Below are 20,672 nucleotides of genomic sequence, written 5' to 3' on the forward strand. Positions count from 1 at the left end.
CTGAAGCCTAATATTATCGTTTCGTAATATTTCGACCAAAAACTCTTCCGTCTTTCAAGGTAAAACGCAAAATATAAACACCCCAATCATATCCAGTCATATTGATCTTCAACTGCTTATTCAGATTGGGTAAATTTTGTTGCTGAAATTTCCAATGTACAGTACTATGCTGATAAAGAGAGACAGATTCTATTAATCCATCTGCTTGTTCTGTCCAGTCAATGGTTAGCACATCATTAACCGGAACAGGATATAGTCTTATTTGCTTCCAGAAAGTGGCTTCATCCATAATTTGAGATTGAGGATCAAGCTGACTTGGGGCTACAGAAACAATTTTAGCTTCTGTTTTTAAAGGTTCTTGTGCTGTTTTTCCTGCGGAATTTGTTCCCCTGTATCGTTGGTTTCCGGCTTCATCGTATTTGAAATACACTTCAGTTTGAGAAAAACCGAAGAAGCCTATAAATAAAGAGAATATCGAAAGTAATTTTGTTTTCATTGGTGTCTTTTTATTTCTTTGTTGATAATAATTGCTGAACTTGTTTCTTTAGCTCTTTTATGTCTTCGGATTGAGATTTCAGAGTTTTATTTTCTTCCTGCAAATGTCTAAGTTGTTCTTCCTGAAACTTTAGCTGCTTATTTTGTTCTATTGAATAGAGGGTAAGCTCTTCAATTTTTTGTAACAATTTAATCTGGAATTCGCCTATATTGACTCCTTCTTTTTCCATTTCTTTGGCAGAAGCAACTTCCGGAAGATGTTTCTTTTCTCTGATATGCTTTTCAATTTCCTCTAATTTTGGCAATTGATAGTCTTCTTCAAACACAAAATCAGCAGTTGGAATGGCAGTAACCTTTACTTCTTTAGCTTCTACTTTACCTCCCACTTTCATATTATCACTAAAAGAAGATTTTCCTAATACATCAAGTTTATATTGAGGATTATGTATTCCTACTCCAATGTTTCCATTCGCTCGTATGTTAAATAAAACTTCATATTTGGAAGGCTCGGTCAATCCAGATACTGTCATTACACTGGGATTGTTTGGCTGGTATTTTCCATATCTGAGAAATATAAGATCATTCCCGTTTCCAACATTATCAGAATCATTTCCAACAAAAAACACATCACTATCTGCATTCGATACTATTTGCGATCTCCCATGCACTTTTAAATTGATTTCAGGGTCTACCGCACCGCCTATTGCAATTTTACCGTCCGAATTTATCCTTACTCTTTCAGTATTGTTTGTTTTAATAATAAAATCTTTATTATCAGATGTTCCTAAAAAATTAGTGCCAGGATTCGTTGCAGAGTTTCCTGTCAAATTCCATGTTTGTCCGTAAATGGTTAACGATAATAAAAGACTTGTAATCAATAAACTTTTTTTCATAATTGTATATTTAATATTATTTTTTTGTTGCATAAATCATTTTTAACCCTTTAAAAGAATCGGAAGTTAAGACTGTAAAACCAAAAGACAATAAATCCTGTTTTAACTCATCTAAACTATATGGATCATGTAATTCTATTATTATATTATCCACCTTGTTAAGCCATTCATTATTATTTTTCAGGAGTGATTGCTCTAAGCCTTCAATATCTATTTTTAGCAAATCTATATGGTCAATTTCCAATAATTCCATGTAACTTTTCATGCTATACGCCTGAACTCTTTCTCCAGTTTCTGTTGCTATATCTGAAATTTTAAAATTATAGGATAAATCAGGAGAAGAAAGAAATACGATTCCATCTTTTGTATCAATAGCTCCATGTTTTGAGATAATATTCTTAGAGAAAGAGACATTTTTTTTAAGGATTTTGTAATTCTCTTCTTCTGCTTCTAAAGCATATATTTTTGCATTTGGATATTGTAAAGAGAAAAAGATAGATGTAAACCCAATATTTGCTCCTAAATCCATTATAACTTTATTCCCGGATGAAAAAAGCACTTCGGGAATATGATAAGTTTTCTTCCAGAAAATCTCATAAAATATGTCAAAATCACCCGAATAAGTTCTGATAGAAAGAGGAACTTTTTTTCTTGATAAAAGAAGATTATATTCTACAAGTTCTTTATTTTCCGTTCCTAAAAGTTTATTTTTTTTATATGTTGAACTATATCTTTTAGAATTTTTTATAAATAGAGCAGTTTGAAAAAAAGAAGAATTTATCTTAAAACAAAATAAAGCTTTAGAAAGGATTGTATTTAGTTTATTTATAAGCATAATATTAGCTGTTTTTGATTTAATTTGGTAAAGTCAAATCTGATCAAGAACCAATGCAAACCATTATTTTTTTTTAATTTTGCAAATATAAAATTTTATAATCACATAAGGGAGAGATATTAAGTTTATTATTATAAAGTAATCTCTTATTCTAAATTGTTACGTTGTAAAGATATTTTCCGCAAGCGTCAAAATTAGACGTATTAAAAGTAAATTTTATTTTTTCTATTCAAACCTCATCGCATCGTACAATAAAATCCGCTAGGATAAACCTCTAGCTCAAAATCCAACGATAATTTAAATTACAAAAAAACAGGTAACATTTTACTTTCAGGTTTAGATAAATACTAATATAACCTCGACCTGTCTATAAACTAGGTGAATGATAAAATATCTATTAAAAAAATGGCAGTATTGTTGCAGTCAAAAAATAAAAAAAGACACTCACATCTCTGTAAGTGTCTGATTTTATGTGGTCCCACCTGGGCTCGAACCAGGGACCACCTGATTATGAGTCAGGTGCTCTAACCAACTGAGCTATAGGACCTCAAAACTTGGTTAAAATTTGTGTTTGCAAAAATAGTAAAAATTCTTTCACCACAAAATTTTTTATTGCTTTTCTTGACAAAGTTCTACCAGCACGCCGTTTGTAGACTTTGGATGAAGGAATACAACTAATTTGTTATCAGCACCTTCTTTCGGTTCTTCGGAGATAAACTGAAATCCTTCTTTTTTTAATCTTTTTACTTCTTCCAGGATATTTTCAACACCAAATGCCAGATGATGGATGCCTTCGCCCTTTTTTTCGATGAATTTTGAGATGGGACTTTCAGGATTACTGGCTTCCAGCAGCTCAATTTTACTTTCTCCTGTTTCGTAGAAAGAAGTAACTACCCCTTCCCTTTCCACAGTTTCTTTTTTATAGGATTCCTTTCCTAATAGTTTAGTAAAAAGCTCGTCAGAGATTCCTAAAGATTGTACGGCAATACCGATATGTTCTAGCTTCATAAATACAAATAAAATATAATTAAATCGTAAATTTGATACTGTAGCTGAATTTGAAAGTATCAATTCAAACAAAAGTACTAAATTTGCATAAATTATGGAAAGTAACAGACAAAGAAAAGTAGCACAGATTATTCAGGAAGACTTCGCAGAGCTTTTCCGCAAACAGGCTTCAGAAAGTAAGCAAAGCATATTGGTATCCGTATCAGACGTAAAAGTAACTGCTGACTTAGGAATTGCTAAAATTTATTTAAGCATTTTCCCACAGGAATTCCGTACTGCAGTCATGAAGGAGATTGAAGAAAACAAACCTCAATACAGAAACTTCATTGGCCAGAAAATGGCAAAACAGGTACGTATCATCCCACAGCTTAACTTTTATCTGGACACCGCGCTGGATGATGTTGAAAAATTAGAAAGAGAATTAAGAGGCGAAGGCGACAATCCTGTTTTATAGATCTTGAAGAATATTGCATTTTACATAGCATCCAGATACCTTTTGGCTAAAAAGGGAAGTACTGCCGTTACGTTTATTACGTGGCTTTCGGCAGGGGCTATGACGGTTGCAGTAACTGCAATGTTCGTCATTATTTCTGTTTTTTCAGGTCTTGAAGATCTTAATAAAGACCTTATTTCCAATCTTCATGCAGATCTCACTGTACAGAGTACTGCCGGAAAGACGATCAAAGACCTGGATAAGGTTAATAAAATACTGACCAATCAAAAAGAAATCAGCAGCTTTTCCCGTGTTATTGAAGAAAAAATATACATCAGTTTCAATGGCAAAGGAGATATCGCTTACTTAAGAGGTGTTGATTCCGCTTATGTAAAGGTTAACCCAATCAATAAAGATGTATTCTACGGAACTTACCCAAGCTTCAAATATTCTAATGAAGTATTAATGGAAAACAGTCTGAATAACAGGCTTTCCATTCCGGTAGATTCGTCCAATCATTATGCAACGGTCTTTATGCCGAAACCGGGAACGGGTATCATCACTAAGGAAGAAGACATTTATAATAAAAAAGACATTCTGGTAACGGGAGTTTTTCCGGGAAAAGATCAACTGGACAATTACATTATTTCTCCTATTGAACTTGCTGAAGAACTGCTTAGCTTACCTAAAAAATCTGCATATCAAATTGTTATTAAACTAAAAAATCCTGAGAATGCAGATGCAGTAAAACAAAACCTGCTCTCTGCTCTCGGAAAAAATATTGAAATAAAAACCAAAGAAGAGGAAAATGCAGCTTTCTGGAAGATGATCAACACAGAGAAAATGTTCATTTATTTAATTTTCGCATTGGTTATTTTCATTACTACCTTTAATCTTGCAGGGGCCATTATTATCCTGCAGCTTGATAAAAAAGAACAGGCAAAATCATTGATATCACTGGGCTTTCCTTTAAGCCACTTAAGAAGAACCTATTTCTACACCGGAATTCTCATTGTTATTTCAGGAGTTATCACCGGATTGATTGCGGGAACAGCACTTTGCTATTTCCAGCTTTATACAGAATTTTTCAGAGCTAATGAAGTACTTCCTTTCCCGGTGAAAATTGTAGGAAAGAATTATTTCATCGTAGCCCTTACCGCTTCCCTGTTTGGAATTGCAATTTCATGGTTCTTCTCAAAAATCAGCAAAGAATATATTACTAAAAATTAATATACTAAGCTGCTAAATTTAACAACACCAATCTTTTCGGATTTCATTTTTTCATACCTTTACGCCCCAATTTAAAAAAAATGAAACGAATTCTATCTTTTTTGCTATTAAACCTGGTATTCATCAGCGCTCTAGCACAACCACCTGCCAATTATTATAATGCAGCTGCAGGTTTAACAAATGCACCTCTTAAATCGGCACTGAGACAAATCATTACCACCGGACATGCCTCCAATCTCTCTTATAATGATTTGTGGACAGCATATCAAACCACTGACCGTGATTATGACTACGATAACGATGGAACTATATTAGACATCTACTCGGAGTTCCCTATTGGTCCGGATAATTATAGCTATCCTTATGGATCTTCACAATGTAGTGGAACCAGTGGTCCTGAAGGGCATTGCTACAACAGAGAACACATCGTTCCTCAAAGTTTATTTAATCAAGGGTTACCTATGAGATCTGATGCTCACTTTGTAAGAGCTACAGACGGAAAAGTAAATGGAGATAGAGGAGATTTACCTTTTGGAAAAGTGGGAATTGCCAATTATAATTCACAGAATGGCTCTAAAAGAGGAAATTCTGCATCACCAGGCTTTACAGGAGTAGTATTTGAACCAATTGACGAGTTTAAAGGTGATGTAGCCCGAATGATTTTCTACTTTGTAACAAGATATGAAACTCAACTTTCCGGATTTGGTACAGGAAATATGCTGGGCGGCTCTGCTTATCCTGGACTTCAGGATTGGGAACTTAATCAACTTATCATATGGCATACACAAGACCCTGTATCATCTGCTGAAATCAGAAGAAACAATGCTACCTATGCATTTCAGGGAAATAGAAACCCATATATTGATCATCCGGAATATGTAAATATGGTTTGGGGAACTCCAGTTCTTGATACGGAAGCTCCTACCATTCCTACCAACTTAGCAGCCACAAATCCTACCTCAAGCACTGTTGCATTGAACTGGACGGCTTCTACAGACAATATCGGAGTAATCGATTATGATATTTATGCCAATGGAGTTCTTAAAACAACTGTATCTGGCACATCTGCCACCGTTACGGGATTGTCTCCGCTTACAGCATACAATTTCTATGTAATTGCTAAAGATGCTTCCGGAAATGCTTCTACACAAAGTAATATAGCATCAGCAACTACCCTTGACGGACCTGTAGGTGGAAGCTGTGGAACTGAAGACTTCACCAACATTCCAACTTCTACGACTCCAGCCTATGATACAAGAGTATGGACTAATAATAGTATAACATGGACTGCAACAGACGCCAGAATTGATCAAACCATTAATGGTAAAGCAATTACAATAAGAAATGGGACTTTAACCAGCTCTATTGTTTCTGGAGGAATCCAAAGCTTAACTTTAACAACTCAGTTAAAGTTCTCAGGAAATGCTGGTACTATAAATGTTTTTGTAAACGACGTTAACGTAGGAGCAATTCCTTACAGCTCAACAGCTACAACCACTACGATAAACAATATTAATGTAAGTGGGAATGTTACCATTAAATTTACAAACTCCTCTACAACTGACAGACCTGCTTTAGATGACTTAAGCTGGACATGCTTCAATACTTTGGCAACTTCTGAAATCAAAAAAGATAAGTCAGAATTTACCATCTACCCTAACCCGGTAAGAAATAATGAAGTGTTTGTAAAAGGAGAAAACCTTAACAAAATTTCAAAAGCTGAAATTTATGATCTTTCAGGAAAACTGATAGAAACGATTTCAAGTCCTTTCAAAAATTCAAACAAGATCAATCTTAAAGGATTGACAAAAGGAAATTACATTCTGAAAACAGATCATTTTACTACTAAATTCATTGTAGAATAAATATTAAAAATATTTCAAATCAAAGGCCGGATTTATCCGGTCTTTTTTTTATTTTTGATCAATGGATTCCAATAAAAAATTAGGATTGATAGGACGGAATATTTCCTATTCTTTTTCTAAAAAATTCTTCGAAAATAAGTTTCAAAAGCTTATGCTTAAAGGCTTTACTTATGACATATTTGACCTGAACGAAATTGATGAAGTGGAAAACCTTTTTTCTTCTCCCGAGCTTTTAGGATTCAATGTTACGATTCCCTATAAAGAAAAAATCATCAACTATCTGGATGAGCTTAGTGATGAAGCTGAAAAAATTGGAGCAGTGAACTGTGTTCTTATTCGGGACGGAAAAAAAACAGGTTATAATACGGATGCTTTTGGTTTTGAAAAAACTCTTTTTCTACACAAACAACCTTCCCAGAATAAAGCTTTAATTTTAGGAAACGGAGGAGCTGCCAAAGCTGTACAATATATTCTGAATAAAAATAATATTCCTTGCCAAATAATCTCCCGAAACACAGAAATTAATTTTGAAAATCTGGACCATAAAACGGTTAAGGAACACAAAATCATCATTCAATGTACTCCTGTGGGTACATTTCCAAATGTTGAAGACTGCCTGAGTTTTCCGTTCGAAGCAATCTCTTCGGATCACCTGGTAATCGATTTAATATATAATCCGAATTATACGAAGTTTATTATCAATGCCGCAGAAAAAGGAGCGAAAACAGTAAACGGTTATTATATGCTTGAACAACAAGCAGAAAAAGCCTGGGAAATTTGGAATTTTCAAAAAAAATAACATAAATTAGTGCTTTAATTGGCTTTATAGCTATATTCAAAGGATATTATTAACGCCACTCACATAAAAGATTTGCTATGACTACAGAAAACAATCTTTCTGAAAACGAAGAAAAGAAAAATCCGAACGAAGTATCTCAGGAAACATCAGAAAATAAAGATTCTCATGATGTGATTCCCCATGAGGATGATGCTGAGCACCTGGAGGACCATGAAGCTGTTGAAATTTCCCTGACAGACGCTCTGAAGGAAATGGAAAAAATCATCAACACTCCCAATGCCGGTGAAAACTTCAAAAGATTCAATCTGCTGAAGGAAAAAGCAAGTCATTACATTCATGATGAAGTGGAAGATAAAAAACATGAATATACAGAAGGTGGAAATGCCTCTGAAAATTTCAGTTATGAACACCCTTTACAAGCTAAGTTTTCTGCTTTAGTTAATATATTCAGAGAAAAGCACGATGATTTTCAAAAAGGACAAGAAGAAGAACAGAAAAACAATCTTGAACACCGTCAGAATATTATTGAAAGACTTAAAAATCTCTACACCAATTCTGAACCGGGAGTTAATCTTTTCAAATCCATCCGTGAGATCAAAGAAGAATGGACGAAAGCAGGGCAAGTTGCAAAATCTGAGTTTAAAATCCTTAACAACAATTATTTCCACCATTTGAACCAGTTTTATCAAATGCTGGATCTTAACAAAGAATTTTTGGAGCAGGAATACAGCCATAACTTAGAAAAGAGGCAACACATTATTGCCCGTGCCAAGGAGCTGGAAAATGAGCCCGTAATCCAGAAAGCTTTAAATGAGCTGCAGTATCTTCATAAACTTTGGAAAGAAGAAGCAGAACCGGTAGCAGAAGAATTCCGTGAAAAGACATGGGAAGAATTCAAAGAAATATCCAATAAAATTCACGAAAGAAAATCTGAACTTTCCGCAGTGATCGAACAGGAACAAAATGTTAATCTTGAAAAGAAAAATCAGATCATTGCTGAGATCAAGAAACTGTCTGAACCTGCTGAAACTCCCAATCACAACTATTGGCAAAATGCTATCAAAAGGGTGGAAGATCTTCGTTCCGAGTTCTTAAAAACAGGAAGTGTTCCAAGGAAACTTTCGAATCAGAACTGGAATGATTTTAAAACTATACTGAGAGGTTTCAATACAACAAAAAACAACTATTATAAGTCTTTAAAAGGTTCTCAACAGGCTAATCTTGAAGAAAAGTTAAAACTGATTCAGACAGCCAAAGACAATATGAATAATGAAGAATGGGATATTGTAGTTCCGTTATTCAAAAAACTTCAGGAAGACTGGAAAAAAGTGGGCCATGTTCCTAAAAGCATGACCAATAAGATCTGGGACGAATTCCGTGATGCATGTAATGCTTTCTTCAATAATTACAGAGAAAAAAGCAATACGTCTACCGACAACTGGAAGGAAAACTATAAAAACAAGAAAGCCCTTCTTGATGAACTGAAAATGGTGACTGATGAAGAAGGCAGTATTGAAAAAATAGAGCAGATCAAAACTTCTTGGAATAATATTGGAAAAGTTCCCAGAGATAAAATTTCAATTAATTCTGAATTCAATAAGACCTTAAGAGAGAAATTAAAAATCAATAAGATCAATGAGCTTGAGTTGAAAGAAGAAGGACTATCTGAAAACCAGCTTACCGACAAGGCAAGAAAGATCAAAAATCAAATTTCAGATCTTGAAGGCGAAATCGTTAAACTTGAAAATAACCTGGCCTTCTTTACTAAGCCATCAAGAGAAAATCCTCTTTTAAGAGATACTTATAATACTATTGATGAAAAGAAAGCTCATCTGGAAACATTAAAACAAAATCTCCACAATATCATTACCGGAGATTAAATTGTAATACAATAAATAAAGGCGGAGCAAAGCAATTTGTCTTCGCTTTTTCTTTTCTACACCTATGAATAACGACGAATTTTATATTAAAAGATGCATTGAACTGGCCCAAAAAGCATTAGGCAAAACCTACCCTAACCCTCTGGTGGGAAGTGTAATTGTTCATAATGGAGAAATTATTGGGGAAGGCTACCATCATAAAGCTGGAGAAAACCACGCTGAAATTAATGCCATCAATTCCGTTAAAAACAAAGACCTTATTCCGGAATCTACCATTTATGTTTCCCTGGAACCTTGTGCCCATTACGGAAAAACACCTCCATGTGCTTTAAAGATTAAAGAATTGGGTTTTAAAAAGGTAGTTATCGGAGCTATGGATTCCCATGATAAAGTTAATGGAAAAGGAAAAAAAATCATTCAGGATGCCGGCATCGAAGCCATTTCAGGAATTCTGGAAAAAAAATGCATTGAGCTGAATAAAAGGTTTTTCACGTATCATGAAAAGAAAAGGCCTTACATTATTTTAAAATGGGCAGAATCCGGCGACGGTTTTCTGGATAAAGACTTTAAACCTACGGCTGTTTCAAATCTTTTAGTAAATCAGTTTGTCCATCAGCTGAGAGCTGACGAACATGCCATCCTGGTAGGAACCCAAACCGCTTTAAATGACAATCCCAGCCTTACCGTAAGAAATGCAGAAGGGATAAATCCTGTAAGAATATTAATTGATTTTGATCTGAAAATTCCGGAGAACTTTAAAATACACAATAAGGAAGCCAGAACATTGGTTTTGAATTCTAGTAAAGAAGGAACTGAAGACCATATTCAGTTTATCATGATTAAGAAAGAAAATTTTCTGCAGAAACTCATGGAGACACTTTATAAAGAACAGATTCAATCTGTTATTATCGAAGGAGGACGTTTTACTTTACAGCAGTTCATTGATAGCCAACTTTGGGACGAAGCTATTGTCATCAAAAATGAGAATTTGAAATTGGAAAATGGGACCAAAGCTCCTAAGTTTAATTATACAGCTAGTAGAATTGAAAATTATAGAGATAATACAGTTTCTTTTTTTGAATTAAAATAAAGTATTTTATCACGTAGAAATGAAATAATTACTTATATTAGTTTCTACAAATAAATATTATATGAAAAATTTAAAGAAAATCTCAAGACAGAGTTTAAAAAAATTAGCAGGAGGTAGCGCACCTGAATGTTGCTCTTATTACCCACCTTCATTACAACATTGTTGTCCTACTCCTTCCAGCATGAGCTGCCCACCACCATGGCTTGACGGATCCTTCCCATGCTAGAATATGGAAACAATATATAAGATTAAAAGAGCGGAAACGCTCTTTTTTCATTCATTAAATTTTTCGTTAATATACATACATAGTGAATTTTAAAGTTTTAAATTTGCACCAGCAATTGTTGAGAGGATGACGTTTGAATACAAAACCATAGAAAAACCCATAGAAAACACTTTATTAAAAGAGAAAGGAAGTAAATTCATAGGATTTGCTTATCCTGTGAATAATGAAAGTGAGCTGAAAACTGCATTGGAAAAAGTAAGGGAAGAACATCCAAAAGCAACCCACCATTGCTATGCATTCAGGATAGGAATAAATGGAGAAAATTATCGGGCCAATGATGATGGTGAGCCTTCAGGAAGTGCAGGATTACCTATTTACAATCAATTATTAGCCCATGAAATCACCAACATACTTGTTATTGTTGTGCGCTACTATGGAGGAACTAAGCTGGGGGTGTCAGGACTGGTAAAAACGTACAAGGAGTCTGCAAAGATGACTTTAGAAGAAGCCAGTATTATCATTAAAGAACTGGAAACACAAATCGAAATTCAATTTAATTTTAATCAGCAAAATATCATATTTACGCTGCTTTCAAGATTTGATGCTAAAGTTTTGAATTTTGATGCCAATGAAAACTGCATCCTTACCGCTTCACTGAAACTTATTCAAAAAGAAAACATCTCGGAAAAATTATCCGAGATGCAATATGTTACCTTTGAATTTAAAGATTAATCCCTTCTTCCACCAAGAAGTAAGGAGCCCCAATAGAGAAGCTGTGCTAAAGAGCCTAAAGCTGCCACTACATAAGTTCTTGCTGCCCATTTCAAGCTGTCCTGTACGCCAACGAATTCTTCCGTCGTTACAGTTCCTGTATCTTTAAGCCATTTCATCGCTCTGTTACTTGCATCATATTCCACAGGGAGTGTTACAAAAGCAAAAAGCGTTGTCATGGCAAACATAGCCACACCAATTGCCAAAACGGTTGTATTTCCATTTGGATTCTCTATGCTTCGGGATGCTGCCATTACCGCAATACCTGCGATAAGGACAAACTGCATCAAATTAGAACTTATATTAACAATAGGAACCAGTTTTGAACGTAAATTCAACATTGCATATCCTACAGCATGCTGTACAGCGTGCCCACATTCATGAGCTGCCACTGCCGCTGCTGCTGCATTCCTCTGCATATAAACCCCTTCAGAGAGGTTTACTGTTTTATCTGCCGGATTATAGTGGTCCGTCAACTGCCCGGGAACAGATATTACCTGAACATCATTAATCCCGTTATCTCTCAACATTTTTTCCGCTACTTCTTTCCCCGAAAGACCATTTCGAAGATGTACATTGGAATAATATTCAAATTTAGATTTCAACCTTGATGACACCCACCAGCTCACCAGCATTGAAATACCAATAATGATATAATAACCCGTCATTTTATATAGATTTTGTGTTTAATTTTTATTCATAATGATATAAAAACTGTGCCAAAGTATATGATATTATTATTTATATTTGCCCTTAAATTACCATCAAAAATTATGTCGAAGGTTTCAATTATTGAAGTAAAAACAGCCGGTCAGCTCAAGCAGTTCGTAAGATTCCCAATGGATCTGTACAAAAATAACCCATACTATGTTCCATCTTTTATTAAAGACGAAATTAAAATCTGGGATGCAAAAGAGAATCCAGCCCTGCAATATTCAGAATCCAGACAATTTCTGGCACTAAAAGACGGCAAAGTGGTTGGAAGAATTGCGGTAATGATTAATCATAAAGAAGAAAAGGAATTAGGCATTAAAAAAGTACGTTTCGGATGGATAGATTTTATTGACGATACTGAAGTTTCAAAAGCTTTAATCCAGACTGCTGCCGATTACGCCAAAGAGCACAATTTTGATATGATTGAAGGCCCGATGGGCTTCACCAATCTTGATAAAGCAGGAATGCTGACGATGGGATTTGATAAACTGGCGACAATGATAGGAATTTACAATCATGCCTACTATCCGAAGCACCTTGAAAATCTTGGCTTAACCAAAGAGAAAGAATGGGTAGAATATGAAATGAACTTCCCGAAAGTACTTCCTGAAAAAGTAGAAAAATTCAGTGGCTTAATCGCTCAGAAATATAAACTTAGTGTTCTTAATTTCAAATCAAAAGAGGAGATCCTTCCTTATGTGGAACCTATGTTTAAGCTATTAGATGAAACCTATAAACATCTATCTACCTATACTCCGATTTCGGAAGAGCAGATCAAAACATATAAAGAAAAATACTTTCCTTTTATTGATAAAAATTACGTAATCTGCGTAGTAGATGAAAATAAACAACTGGTATCTTTCGCCATTACAATGCCTTCCTATTCAAAAGCTTTACAAAAGTCAAAAGGAAAACTGTTTCCTTTCGGATGGTGGCATTTTTTACAGGCGGGCAAAAAAAATGACCGTGCCAACTTTTACCTTATCGGAATTCACCCTGAATATCAGAGACGTGGCGTAACAGCTATTATCTTCAAAGAAATTTTTGTACGGTTTACAAGCATGGGAATCAATTTCGCAGAAACAAATCCCGAGCTGGAGGAGAATAAAAGCGTTCAGCTTCTTTGGCAGGATTACAACCCGGTCAACCACAAACGAAGAAGAACGTATTCGCTAACTATAAATAATAATTAGTTATGAATGATAAGTTTTGAGCTATGAATGATTTCATTCGAAAATTAAAACTTATCATTCATAACTCAAAACTTATACCTTTCATGAAACCGCAACTTATTATTTTTGCTATTCTCATCTCCGGCTTTATTGGTTACAACTTCTTTTTTCAGTCGCCGGATGACAGAACAAACACAATAATTAATATCGTGTTTGCCAGCGTTCTTTTTGGATATATTTCATTCATGGCATATGCTCTTCTTAAAAAAATGAAGAAATAACTCCTTATTTTTATTGATTCTAAATTGTAATTTTTCTCTATTTTAATCCTACTTTTAAGCTGATTAATTTCATGCTTTCTTGTTTATTCGCTAAATTTGCAAATTGAGATAATAATGCAAAAATGAATTTACCTGAAAGTTATATTCCAATCCTTATCCAGGCAGGTGTAGCAATAGCATTCGTAGCTGTTTCCTTACTTGGAGCACATTTCCTAGGTCCAAAGCAGAAAAAAGGAGATTCTGTAAAAAACCAAAGCTGGGAATGTGGAGTTCCTAGTGAAGGAAATGCAAGAACACCGTTTTCTATCAAGTACTTCCTGACTGCGGTATTGTTCGTACTATTCGATATTGAAATCGTATTCTTTTATCCTTATGCAGTAAACTTCAGAGAATTCGGCATGGAAGGATTCCTGGCTGTACTTACGTTCGTTGCGATTTTCTTCGTAGCGTTTTTCTATGTTTGGAAGCGTGGTGCACTGGATTGGGATAAATAAATTTTAACATTAAAAGATTGAATGACTTAATTTATAAAAAATCAGCAGTGGTTTCAAATTTTTTAAATGCTTTAATCTTTAAATATTTAATCAAACAAAATGTCAGATAAAAAACCAGTAATAAGAACAGATGCACCTGCTCCCGAAGGATATGAAGGAGAAGGGTTTTTCGCAACAAAACTGAGCAGCGTAATCGGTATGGCTAGAAAGTTTTCACTTTGGCCGTTGCCATTTGCAACCTCTTGTTGTGGTATTGAGTTTATGGCTACCCTGAACCCTACTTATGATGCTTCAAGATTTGGTATGGAAAGAAACTCTTTCTCTCCAAGACAAGCAGATATGCTGATGGTTTGTGGAACTATATCAAAGAAATTAGGACCAGTCCTGAAAGAAGTATACACTCAGATGGCTGAGCCTAAATGGGTAGTGGCAGTGGGAGCCTGTGCTTCCAGTGGTGGTATTTTTGATACGTATTCCGTACTTCAGGGAATTGATAAAATTATTCCGGTTGACGTTTATGTGCCCGGATGTCCTCCAAGACCAGAACAGATTATTGAAGGGGTAATGCAGGTACAGGCTCTTGCTGAAAGTGAAAGCATCAGAAGAAGAGATATGCCTGAATATCAGAAATTATTAGATTCTTACAATATAAGCAACTAACGGAAATGACAAACGAATTTGTATTAGAAGCGATCACCAGAGAATTTCCGGAATCTGTTATTTCAAGTTCAGAACCGTATGGAATGCTGACCATTGAGGTAAAGAAAGAAGATATCAAAAAGATTATCCACTATCTTAAAGATTCATCATTAGAAATCAATTTCCTTACTGATATCTGTGGAATTCATTATCCTGAATTCCCGGACAAAGAAATAGGTGTTGTATATCATTTACATAATATGATGGCCAACTTCAGATTACGTCTGAAAATCTTTATGCCCAGAGAAAATATCGAAGTGGACTCTCTTGTAGAATTATATGCGGGAGCTAACTGGATGGAAAGGGAAACTTTTGATTTCTATGGAATTAAATTTAAAGGACATCCTGATCTCAGACCTATCCTGAATATGGAAGATCTTGGATACCACCCCATGTTGAAAGAATATCGACTTGAAGATGGTACAAGAACCGACAAGGACGATAATATGTTTGGAAGATAAAAAGCGAATGGCCAATGGCAGCTAGCCAATAGCCTGAAGCAAATAGCTAAAAGCAATCATTATGAAAGATAACTCATTATCTAATATACTAAACCAGTACGAAAGTAAGGAACAGATTGACGGACAACTATATACCCTCAATTTAGGACCTACTCACCCTGCAACTCACGGAATTTTTCAGAACATTCTAACAATGGATGGGGAAAGAATTCTTCATGCTGAGCAAACGGTAGGTTATATCCACAGAGCATTTGAGAAAATTTCTGAAAGAAGAAACTATTCTCAGATTACTACTCTTACTGACCGTATGAATTACTGCTCTGCCCCTATCAATAATTTAGGCTGGCATATGACAGTAGAGAAGCTGATTGGTGTAGAAGTTCCAAAACGTGTAGACTATATGCGTGTTATCCTAATGGAATTAGCCAGAATCGGTGATCACCTGATCTGTAACGGGGTAACCGGAATGGACTCAGGAGCTATTACAGGTCTTACGTATATGTTCATTGAAAGAGAACGTATTTACGATATGTACGAGCAGATCTGCGGAGCAAGGATGACGACTAACATGGGAAGAATTGGCGGATTTGAAAGAGATTTCACTCCAAAATTCCATGAGCTGTTACAGGATTTCTTAAAAACCTTCCCGGCAAGATTTAAGGAATTCGGTACTTTATTAGAAAGAAACAGAATTTTTATGGACAGAACCATCGGTACGGGAGCTATTTCTGCCGAAAGAGCATTAAGCTATGGTTTCACAGGTCCAAACCTGCGTGCAGCTGGTGTAGATTATGATGTAAGAGTTGCACAGCCTTATTCTTCCTACGAAGACTTCGACTTTATTATTCCTGTAGGAACTTCAGGAGATACTTACGACCGTTTCATGGTTCGTCAGCAGGAGATCTGGGAATCACTTAAAATTATCAAACAAGCATACGAAAATCTTCCTGAAGGGCCATTCCATGCGGATGTTCCGGATTTCTATCTTCCTGAAAAGGCTGATGTATATCAAAAAATGGAGGCATTGATCTACCATTTCAAAATCGTAATGGGAGAAACTGATGTACCAAAAGGAGAAGTTTACCATGCTGTGGAAGGTGGAAACGGAGAATTAGGTTTCTATCTTGTGAGTGACGGAGGAAGAAGCCCATACAGACTTCACTTCAGAAGACCATGTTTCATCTACTATCAGGCATATCCTGAAATGATTACAGGTTCTGTAATTTCAGATGCCATTGTAACGATGTGTAGCATGAATATTATTGCGGGAGAATTAGACGCATAATACATTAGACAAAAAGATAAAAGAAGAAAGATAAAAGACTTTCTTCAACCCAAAATAAAACGAATTTAGAATAACGGACTTTAGAATCTTTTTTCTTTGTTCTTTACTCTTTAATCTTAGATAAAAAATGAGCGAAACAATAGCTTTTAAACCGGAAAGTTTAGCACAGGTACACAAAATTATCGCAAGATATCCTGAAGGAAGACAGAAATCTGCCCTTCTTCCTGTACTTCACTTAGCACAGAAAGAATTCGGAGGATGGTTAGATGTTCCTGTGATGGATTATGTTGCCGAACTATTAAGTATTCAGCCGATTGAGGTATATGAAGTGGCTACTTTCTATACGATGTTTAATATGAAGCCGGTAGGTAAATATGTTTTGGAAGTTTGCAGAACCGGACCTTGCATGGTGTGTGGAAGCGAAAAAATCCTTAATCATATCAGAACCAAACTGAACATTAAGGATGGGGAAACTACTGAAGATGGTATGTTTACATTAAAGCCTGCTGAATGTCTTGGAGCATGTGGATATGCACCGATGTTACAATTGGGGAAATTCTTTCATGAAAATTTAACGATAGAAAAAGTAGATGAAATCCTGGATCTTTGCAGACAGGGGCAAGTTGCTTTAGACTAAATAAATTTTAACAAATTAAAAATAGCCATAAGCTAAAAGCCATAGGCCAATAGCTGACCGCTAAAAGCATAATAAACAATGAGTAAAAAACTTTTACTTAAAGACGCACATATAGAAGGTATTCGCTACTTTGAAACATACCGTAAACAGGGAGGTTACACTGCTGCAGAAAAGGCCTTGAAGATGACTCCGGACGAAATTCTTGAAGAAGTAAAAGCTTCAGGATTAAGAGGACGTGGTGGAGCAGGATTCCCAACAGGAATGAAATGGAGCTTTTTGGCAAAACCTGAAGGCGTTCCAAGACACCTTGTTGTGAATGCGGATGAATCTGAGCCCGGAACATTTAAAGACAGATATCTAATGGAGTTCCTTCCTCATGTATTGATTGAGGGAATGCTTATTTCATCATTCTGCTTAGGTTCCAATGTTTCCTATATCTACATCCGTGGAGAGTATTCGTGGATTCCTGATATTTTAGAAGAAGCTATTGAAGAAGCTAAAGCAGCGGGATTTTTAGGTAAAAATATTTTAGGAACTGGCTTCGACTGTGAAATTTATGTTCAGAGAGGAGGTGGAGCATACATCTGCGGTGAAGAAACGGCATTGCTTGAATCCCTTGAAGGAAAGAGAGGTAATCCAAGGCTAAAACCGCCATTCCCTGCTGTAAAAGGTCTTTGGGAAAGACCAACAGTGGTAAACAACGTTGAGTCTATTGCCGCTATCGTTCCAATCATTGATATTACAGGTGCTGAATATGCTAAAATTGGTGTGGGAAGATCTACCGGTACGAAATTGATTTCTGCTTGTGGAAACATCAATAAACCAGGTGTATACGAAATCGACATGACGATTACAGTAGAAGAATTCATCTACTCTGACGAATATTGCGGTGGTATTGCCAACGGAAAAAAATTAAAGGCTTGTATTCCCGGAGGAAGTTCCGTTCCTATTGTTCCTGCTAACTTATTGTTGAGAACAGTAAATGGGGAGCCTAGATATATGAACTACGAATCATTGGCAGACGGAGGTTTTGCTACCGGAACTATGATGGGTTCAGGAGGTTTCATCGTTTTGGATGAAGACCAGTGTATCGTAGAACACACGATGACTTTAGCAAGATTCTATAATCACGAAAGCTGTGGTCAATGTACGCCTTGCCGTGAAGGTACAGGATGGATGTATAAAATCTTAAAAAAAATAGAAAACGGACAGGGAAAAATGGAAGACATCGATCTACTTTGGGATATCCAGAGAAAAATCGAAGGAAACACAATCTGTCCATTGGGTGATGCCGCAGCTTGGCCAGTTGCAGCAGCAATCCGTCACTTTAGAGATGAATTTGAGTGGCATGTAAAAAACCCTGAGTTATCACAGACTCAAAATTATGGATTGGCAAATTATGCAGATCCTATTCCGGCCGTAGAAAAAAACGCATAAATGAAAAATTTGTTGGTTGTCGGCTTAATGATGTCGAGTTTTGTTTTCGGACAAAAAAAAGAAAAAGATACTTTAATAGACAGAAGTATGACGGATTCGTTTGCAGCGACTCCTAATCAGAAACCTGAACCTTTAAGCAAAAAGGGACAGATGTTTGTTTTTTTTGGATGGAACAGAGCCGCCTTCAGTAACTCTGACATCCGTTTTAAGGGAAATGGCTATGATTTTCAGCTGAATAATGTATCCGCTCAGGACAGACCTACAAAGTTTGGAATCGTTTACATTAATCCGGGATGGTTTACCGTAGTTCAGTATAATTTCAGAGCGGGATATTTTATCAAAGATAATTTAGCACTTGTTCTTGGAATTGACCATATGAAATATGTGATGGATCAGGATCAGACAGTTAATTTCAAAGGGCATATTTCAGATCCTGAATATGCAGGAATGGTACAAAACGGACAGGTAAACCTGGCAGATGAGAAGTTCCTTACTTTCGAACATACGGATGGACTTAATTATGAAAACCTGGGTCTTGAAAGATATCAAAACCTTATCAACAAGAAAAACGTTGATTTAGTTTGGTCTTACGGAGCAGGAATCGGAGTCATGTTTCCTAAAAGTAATGTAAGACTTTTTGGAAATGAAAGAAGCGACCGTTTTCATGTTGCAGGTCTGGGGACCGACGTAAGATCCAGTCTTAACCTTGTTTTCTGGAACCACTGGATGGCAAGACTGGAAGTAAAAGCAGGTTATATCAATATGTGGGATATAAAAACTACATTAAATAATAAGCCTGACAAAGCACAGCAGGATTTTGTTTTCGGGCAGGTCCTTGCAGGAGTTGGATATACATTTAATACGAAAAAATATAAATAACAAAGCCTATTGCTTAATGCATAAAGCTTAAAGCATACGATATGAGCGAAGAAGTTAAAAAATTCACAATAACGATAGACGGACAGACTACTGAAGTTTTGCCTGGTACTTCTATTTTGGAAGCCGCAAGACAAATTGGTGGAAAATCTGTACCTCCCGCGATGTGTTATTACAGCAAATTGGAAACCAGTGGAGGAAGATGCAGAACATGTCTTGTAGAAGTATCTAAAGGATCTGAAGCTGATCCACGTCCTATGCCAAAATTAGTGGCTAGCTGCAGAACGAATGTAATGGACGGTATGGAGGTAAAAAACCTTACTTCTGAGAAAGCTCAGGAAGGAAGAAAAGCGGTTACCGAATTCTTATTGGTAAACCATCCGCTGGACTGCCCTATCTGTGACCAGGCAGGAGAATGTCATCTTCAGGACTTAGGTTATGAACATGGTGTAGACAGTACAAGAACAGAGTTCGAAAGAAATACTTACGAAGCTGATGATCTTGGACCGAACATCAAATTGAACATGAACCGTTGTATTCTTTGTGCAAGATGTGTATTGACAGCAAACCAGCTTACAGATACAAGAGAACACGGTATTCTTTTCAGAGGAGACCACGCTGAAATTTCTACCTATTTAAATAAAGCTTTAGACAATGACTTCATCGGAAACATTATCGACGTTTGTCCTGTAGGAGCATTAACAGACAGAACAGCCCGTTTTGCAAGCAGAGTATGGTTTACCAAACCAATGAACGCTTCCTGTAAATGTGATAAGTGTTCAGGAAAAGCTGTGGTATGGATGAAAGGTGATGAGATTGTAAGAGTAACAGCAAGAAAAGACCAGTGGGGAGAAGTTGAAGAATTTATCTGTGATACCTGCCGTTTCGAAAGAAAAGCATTATCAGACTGGAACATCGAAGGTCCTAGACATATCGACAGACACTCCGTAATTTCATTGAACCACTACGAGAAGCCTAAAGATGAACTGAGAGTTTTAGACAATCCAATGGCTAAAGAAATCAGTGAAAAAGACGAAAAATAATTTTAATTAAAAGACATCAGATTTCAGACATTAGATCACAGACTTTCT

General features: G+C 35.9%; 22 protein-coding genes and 1 tRNA gene. 17 read left to right on the top strand and 6 right to left on the bottom strand.

Annotated features, from left to right (window positions below):
- Positions 1–13: 13 nt before the first annotated feature.
- The 5 genes from LQV47_RS17780 to mce form a co-directional block, all read right to left on the bottom strand.
- The gene (locus LQV47_RS17780; protein WP_230039818.1) at positions 14–496 is read right to left on the bottom strand and encodes a hypothetical protein; all 483 of its coding nucleotides are present in this window, start codon (positions 494–496) and stop codon (positions 14–16) included.
- Between the two features lie 10 nt (positions 497–506).
- Positions 507–1,421 carry a hypothetical protein gene (locus tag LQV47_RS17785; RefSeq protein WP_230039820.1) on the bottom strand — a complete coding sequence of 305 codons (915 nt, stop codon included), beginning with the start codon at positions 1,419–1,421 and terminating at the stop codon, positions 507–509.
- Entirely contained in the window at positions 1,405–2,223 is an 819-nt protein-coding gene (locus LQV47_RS17790; protein WP_230039822.1) for an FkbM family methyltransferase, read from the bottom strand. Before LQV47_RS17790 ends, LQV47_RS17785 begins: the two co-directional genes overlap by 17 nt.
- Before the next feature lie 473 nt (positions 2,224–2,696).
- Positions 2,697–2,770, bottom strand: a tRNA-Ile gene (locus LQV47_RS17795).
- A gap of 62 nt (positions 2,771–2,832) precedes the next feature.
- Entirely contained in the window at positions 2,833–3,231 is a 399-nt protein-coding gene (gene mce, locus LQV47_RS17800; RefSeq protein ID WP_230039823.1) for a methylmalonyl-CoA epimerase, read from the bottom strand.
- A gap of 94 nt (positions 3,232–3,325) precedes the next feature.
- Between mce and rbfA the strand changes: the two genes are divergently transcribed.
- The 7 genes from rbfA to LQV47_RS17835 all read left to right on the top strand — a co-directional run bounded on the left by rbfA (position 3,326) and on the right by LQV47_RS17835 (position 11,486).
- A complete protein-coding gene (gene rbfA / locus LQV47_RS17805; RefSeq protein WP_027373534.1) occupies positions 3,326–3,685 on the top strand; it encodes a 30S ribosome-binding factor RbfA in 360 nt (119 codons plus the stop codon).
- Positions 3,686–3,688: 3 nt separating this feature from the next.
- The gene (locus LQV47_RS17810; protein ID WP_230039825.1) at positions 3,689–4,894 is read left to right on the top strand and encodes an ABC transporter permease; all 1,206 of its coding nucleotides are present in this window, start codon (positions 3,689–3,691) and stop codon (positions 4,892–4,894) included.
- An 80-nt stretch (positions 4,895–4,974) separates the two neighbouring features.
- Positions 4,975–6,759, top strand: a complete 1,785-nt coding sequence (locus LQV47_RS17815; RefSeq protein ID WP_230039834.1) for an endonuclease — start codon at positions 4,975–4,977, stop codon at positions 6,757–6,759.
- Between the two features lie 61 nt (positions 6,760–6,820).
- A complete protein-coding gene (gene aroE / locus LQV47_RS17820) occupies positions 6,821–7,558 on the top strand; it encodes a shikimate dehydrogenase (RefSeq protein WP_230039836.1) in 738 nt (245 codons plus the stop codon).
- A gap of 77 nt (positions 7,559–7,635) precedes the next feature.
- Positions 7,636–9,438 carry a DUF349 domain-containing protein gene (locus LQV47_RS17825; RefSeq protein WP_230039838.1) on the top strand — a complete coding sequence of 601 codons (1,803 nt, stop codon included), beginning with the start codon at positions 7,636–7,638 and terminating at the stop codon, positions 9,436–9,438.
- 64 nt (positions 9,439–9,502) lie between these two features.
- Positions 9,503–10,528 (top strand): bifunctional diaminohydroxyphosphoribosylaminopyrimidine deaminase/5-amino-6-(5-phosphoribosylamino)uracil reductase RibD, encoded by a 1,026-nt coding sequence (gene ribD / locus LQV47_RS17830; RefSeq protein WP_230039840.1) that lies wholly within the window; start codon positions 9,503–9,505, stop codon positions 10,526–10,528.
- Positions 10,529–10,880: 352 nt separating this feature from the next.
- Positions 10,881–11,486, top strand: coding sequence for a YigZ family protein (locus tag LQV47_RS17835; RefSeq protein WP_230039842.1), 606 nt, complete (start codon positions 10,881–10,883; stop codon positions 11,484–11,486).
- Here LQV47_RS17835 and LQV47_RS17840 read toward each other — a convergent pair.
- On the bottom strand, positions 11,483–12,193 hold the full coding sequence (locus tag LQV47_RS17840) for a zinc metallopeptidase (protein ID WP_230039844.1): 711 nt from the start codon (positions 12,191–12,193) through the stop codon (positions 11,483–11,485). The two genes, LQV47_RS17835 and LQV47_RS17840, sit on opposite strands and share 4 nt — an antisense overlap.
- 105 nt (positions 12,194–12,298) lie before the next feature.
- Between LQV47_RS17840 and LQV47_RS17845 the strand changes: the two genes are divergently transcribed.
- The 10 genes from LQV47_RS17845 to LQV47_RS17890 all read left to right on the top strand — a co-directional run bounded on the left by LQV47_RS17845 (position 12,299) and on the right by LQV47_RS17890 (position 20,624).
- Positions 12,299–13,432, top strand: coding sequence for a GTP cyclohydrolase (locus LQV47_RS17845; protein WP_230039846.1), 1,134 nt, complete (start codon positions 12,299–12,301; stop codon positions 13,430–13,432).
- An 83-nt stretch (positions 13,433–13,515) separates the two neighbouring features.
- Positions 13,516–13,692 (top strand): hypothetical protein, encoded by a 177-nt coding sequence (locus tag LQV47_RS17850; protein WP_230039848.1) that lies wholly within the window; start codon positions 13,516–13,518, stop codon positions 13,690–13,692.
- A 122-nt stretch (positions 13,693–13,814) separates the two neighbouring features.
- A complete protein-coding gene (locus tag LQV47_RS17855) occupies positions 13,815–14,186 on the top strand; it encodes an NADH-quinone oxidoreductase subunit A (protein ID WP_230039849.1) in 372 nt (123 codons plus the stop codon).
- A gap of 99 nt (positions 14,187–14,285) precedes the next feature.
- Positions 14,286–14,846, top strand: a complete 561-nt coding sequence (locus LQV47_RS17860; protein WP_002983540.1) for an NADH-quinone oxidoreductase subunit B — start codon at positions 14,286–14,288, stop codon at positions 14,844–14,846.
- A gap of 5 nt (positions 14,847–14,851) precedes the next feature.
- Entirely contained in the window at positions 14,852–15,346 is a 495-nt protein-coding gene (locus tag LQV47_RS17865) for an NADH-quinone oxidoreductase subunit C (RefSeq protein WP_230039851.1), read from the top strand.
- 61 nt (positions 15,347–15,407) lie between these two features.
- Complete coding sequence (nuoD, locus tag LQV47_RS17870) at positions 15,408–16,631, top strand: NADH dehydrogenase (quinone) subunit D (protein WP_047494369.1); 1,224 nt, start codon at positions 15,408–15,410, stop codon at positions 16,629–16,631.
- A gap of 127 nt (positions 16,632–16,758) precedes the next feature.
- Positions 16,759–17,268 carry an NAD(P)H-dependent oxidoreductase subunit E gene (locus tag LQV47_RS17875; RefSeq protein ID WP_230039853.1) on the top strand — a complete coding sequence of 170 codons (510 nt, stop codon included), beginning with the start codon at positions 16,759–16,761 and terminating at the stop codon, positions 17,266–17,268.
- Positions 17,269–17,346: 78 nt separating this feature from the next.
- The gene (gene nuoF / locus LQV47_RS17880) at positions 17,347–18,705 is read left to right on the top strand and encodes an NADH-quinone oxidoreductase subunit NuoF (protein WP_230039856.1); all 1,359 of its coding nucleotides are present in this window, start codon (positions 17,347–17,349) and stop codon (positions 18,703–18,705) included.
- Positions 18,706–18,792: 87 nt separating this feature from the next.
- Entirely contained in the window at positions 18,793–19,584 is a 792-nt protein-coding gene (locus LQV47_RS17885; RefSeq protein WP_306592650.1) for a hypothetical protein, read from the top strand.
- A 41-nt stretch (positions 19,585–19,625) separates the two neighbouring features.
- A complete protein-coding gene (locus LQV47_RS17890; RefSeq protein ID WP_230039860.1) occupies positions 19,626–20,624 on the top strand; it encodes a 2Fe-2S iron-sulfur cluster-binding protein in 999 nt (332 codons plus the stop codon).
- The last annotated feature ends 48 nt before the right edge of the window (positions 20,625–20,672 follow it).

The organism is Chryseobacterium sp. Bi04 (assembly GCF_918698085.1).
In the GTDB taxonomy this organism is placed as follows: domain Bacteria; phylum Bacteroidota; class Bacteroidia; order Flavobacteriales; family Weeksellaceae; genus Chryseobacterium.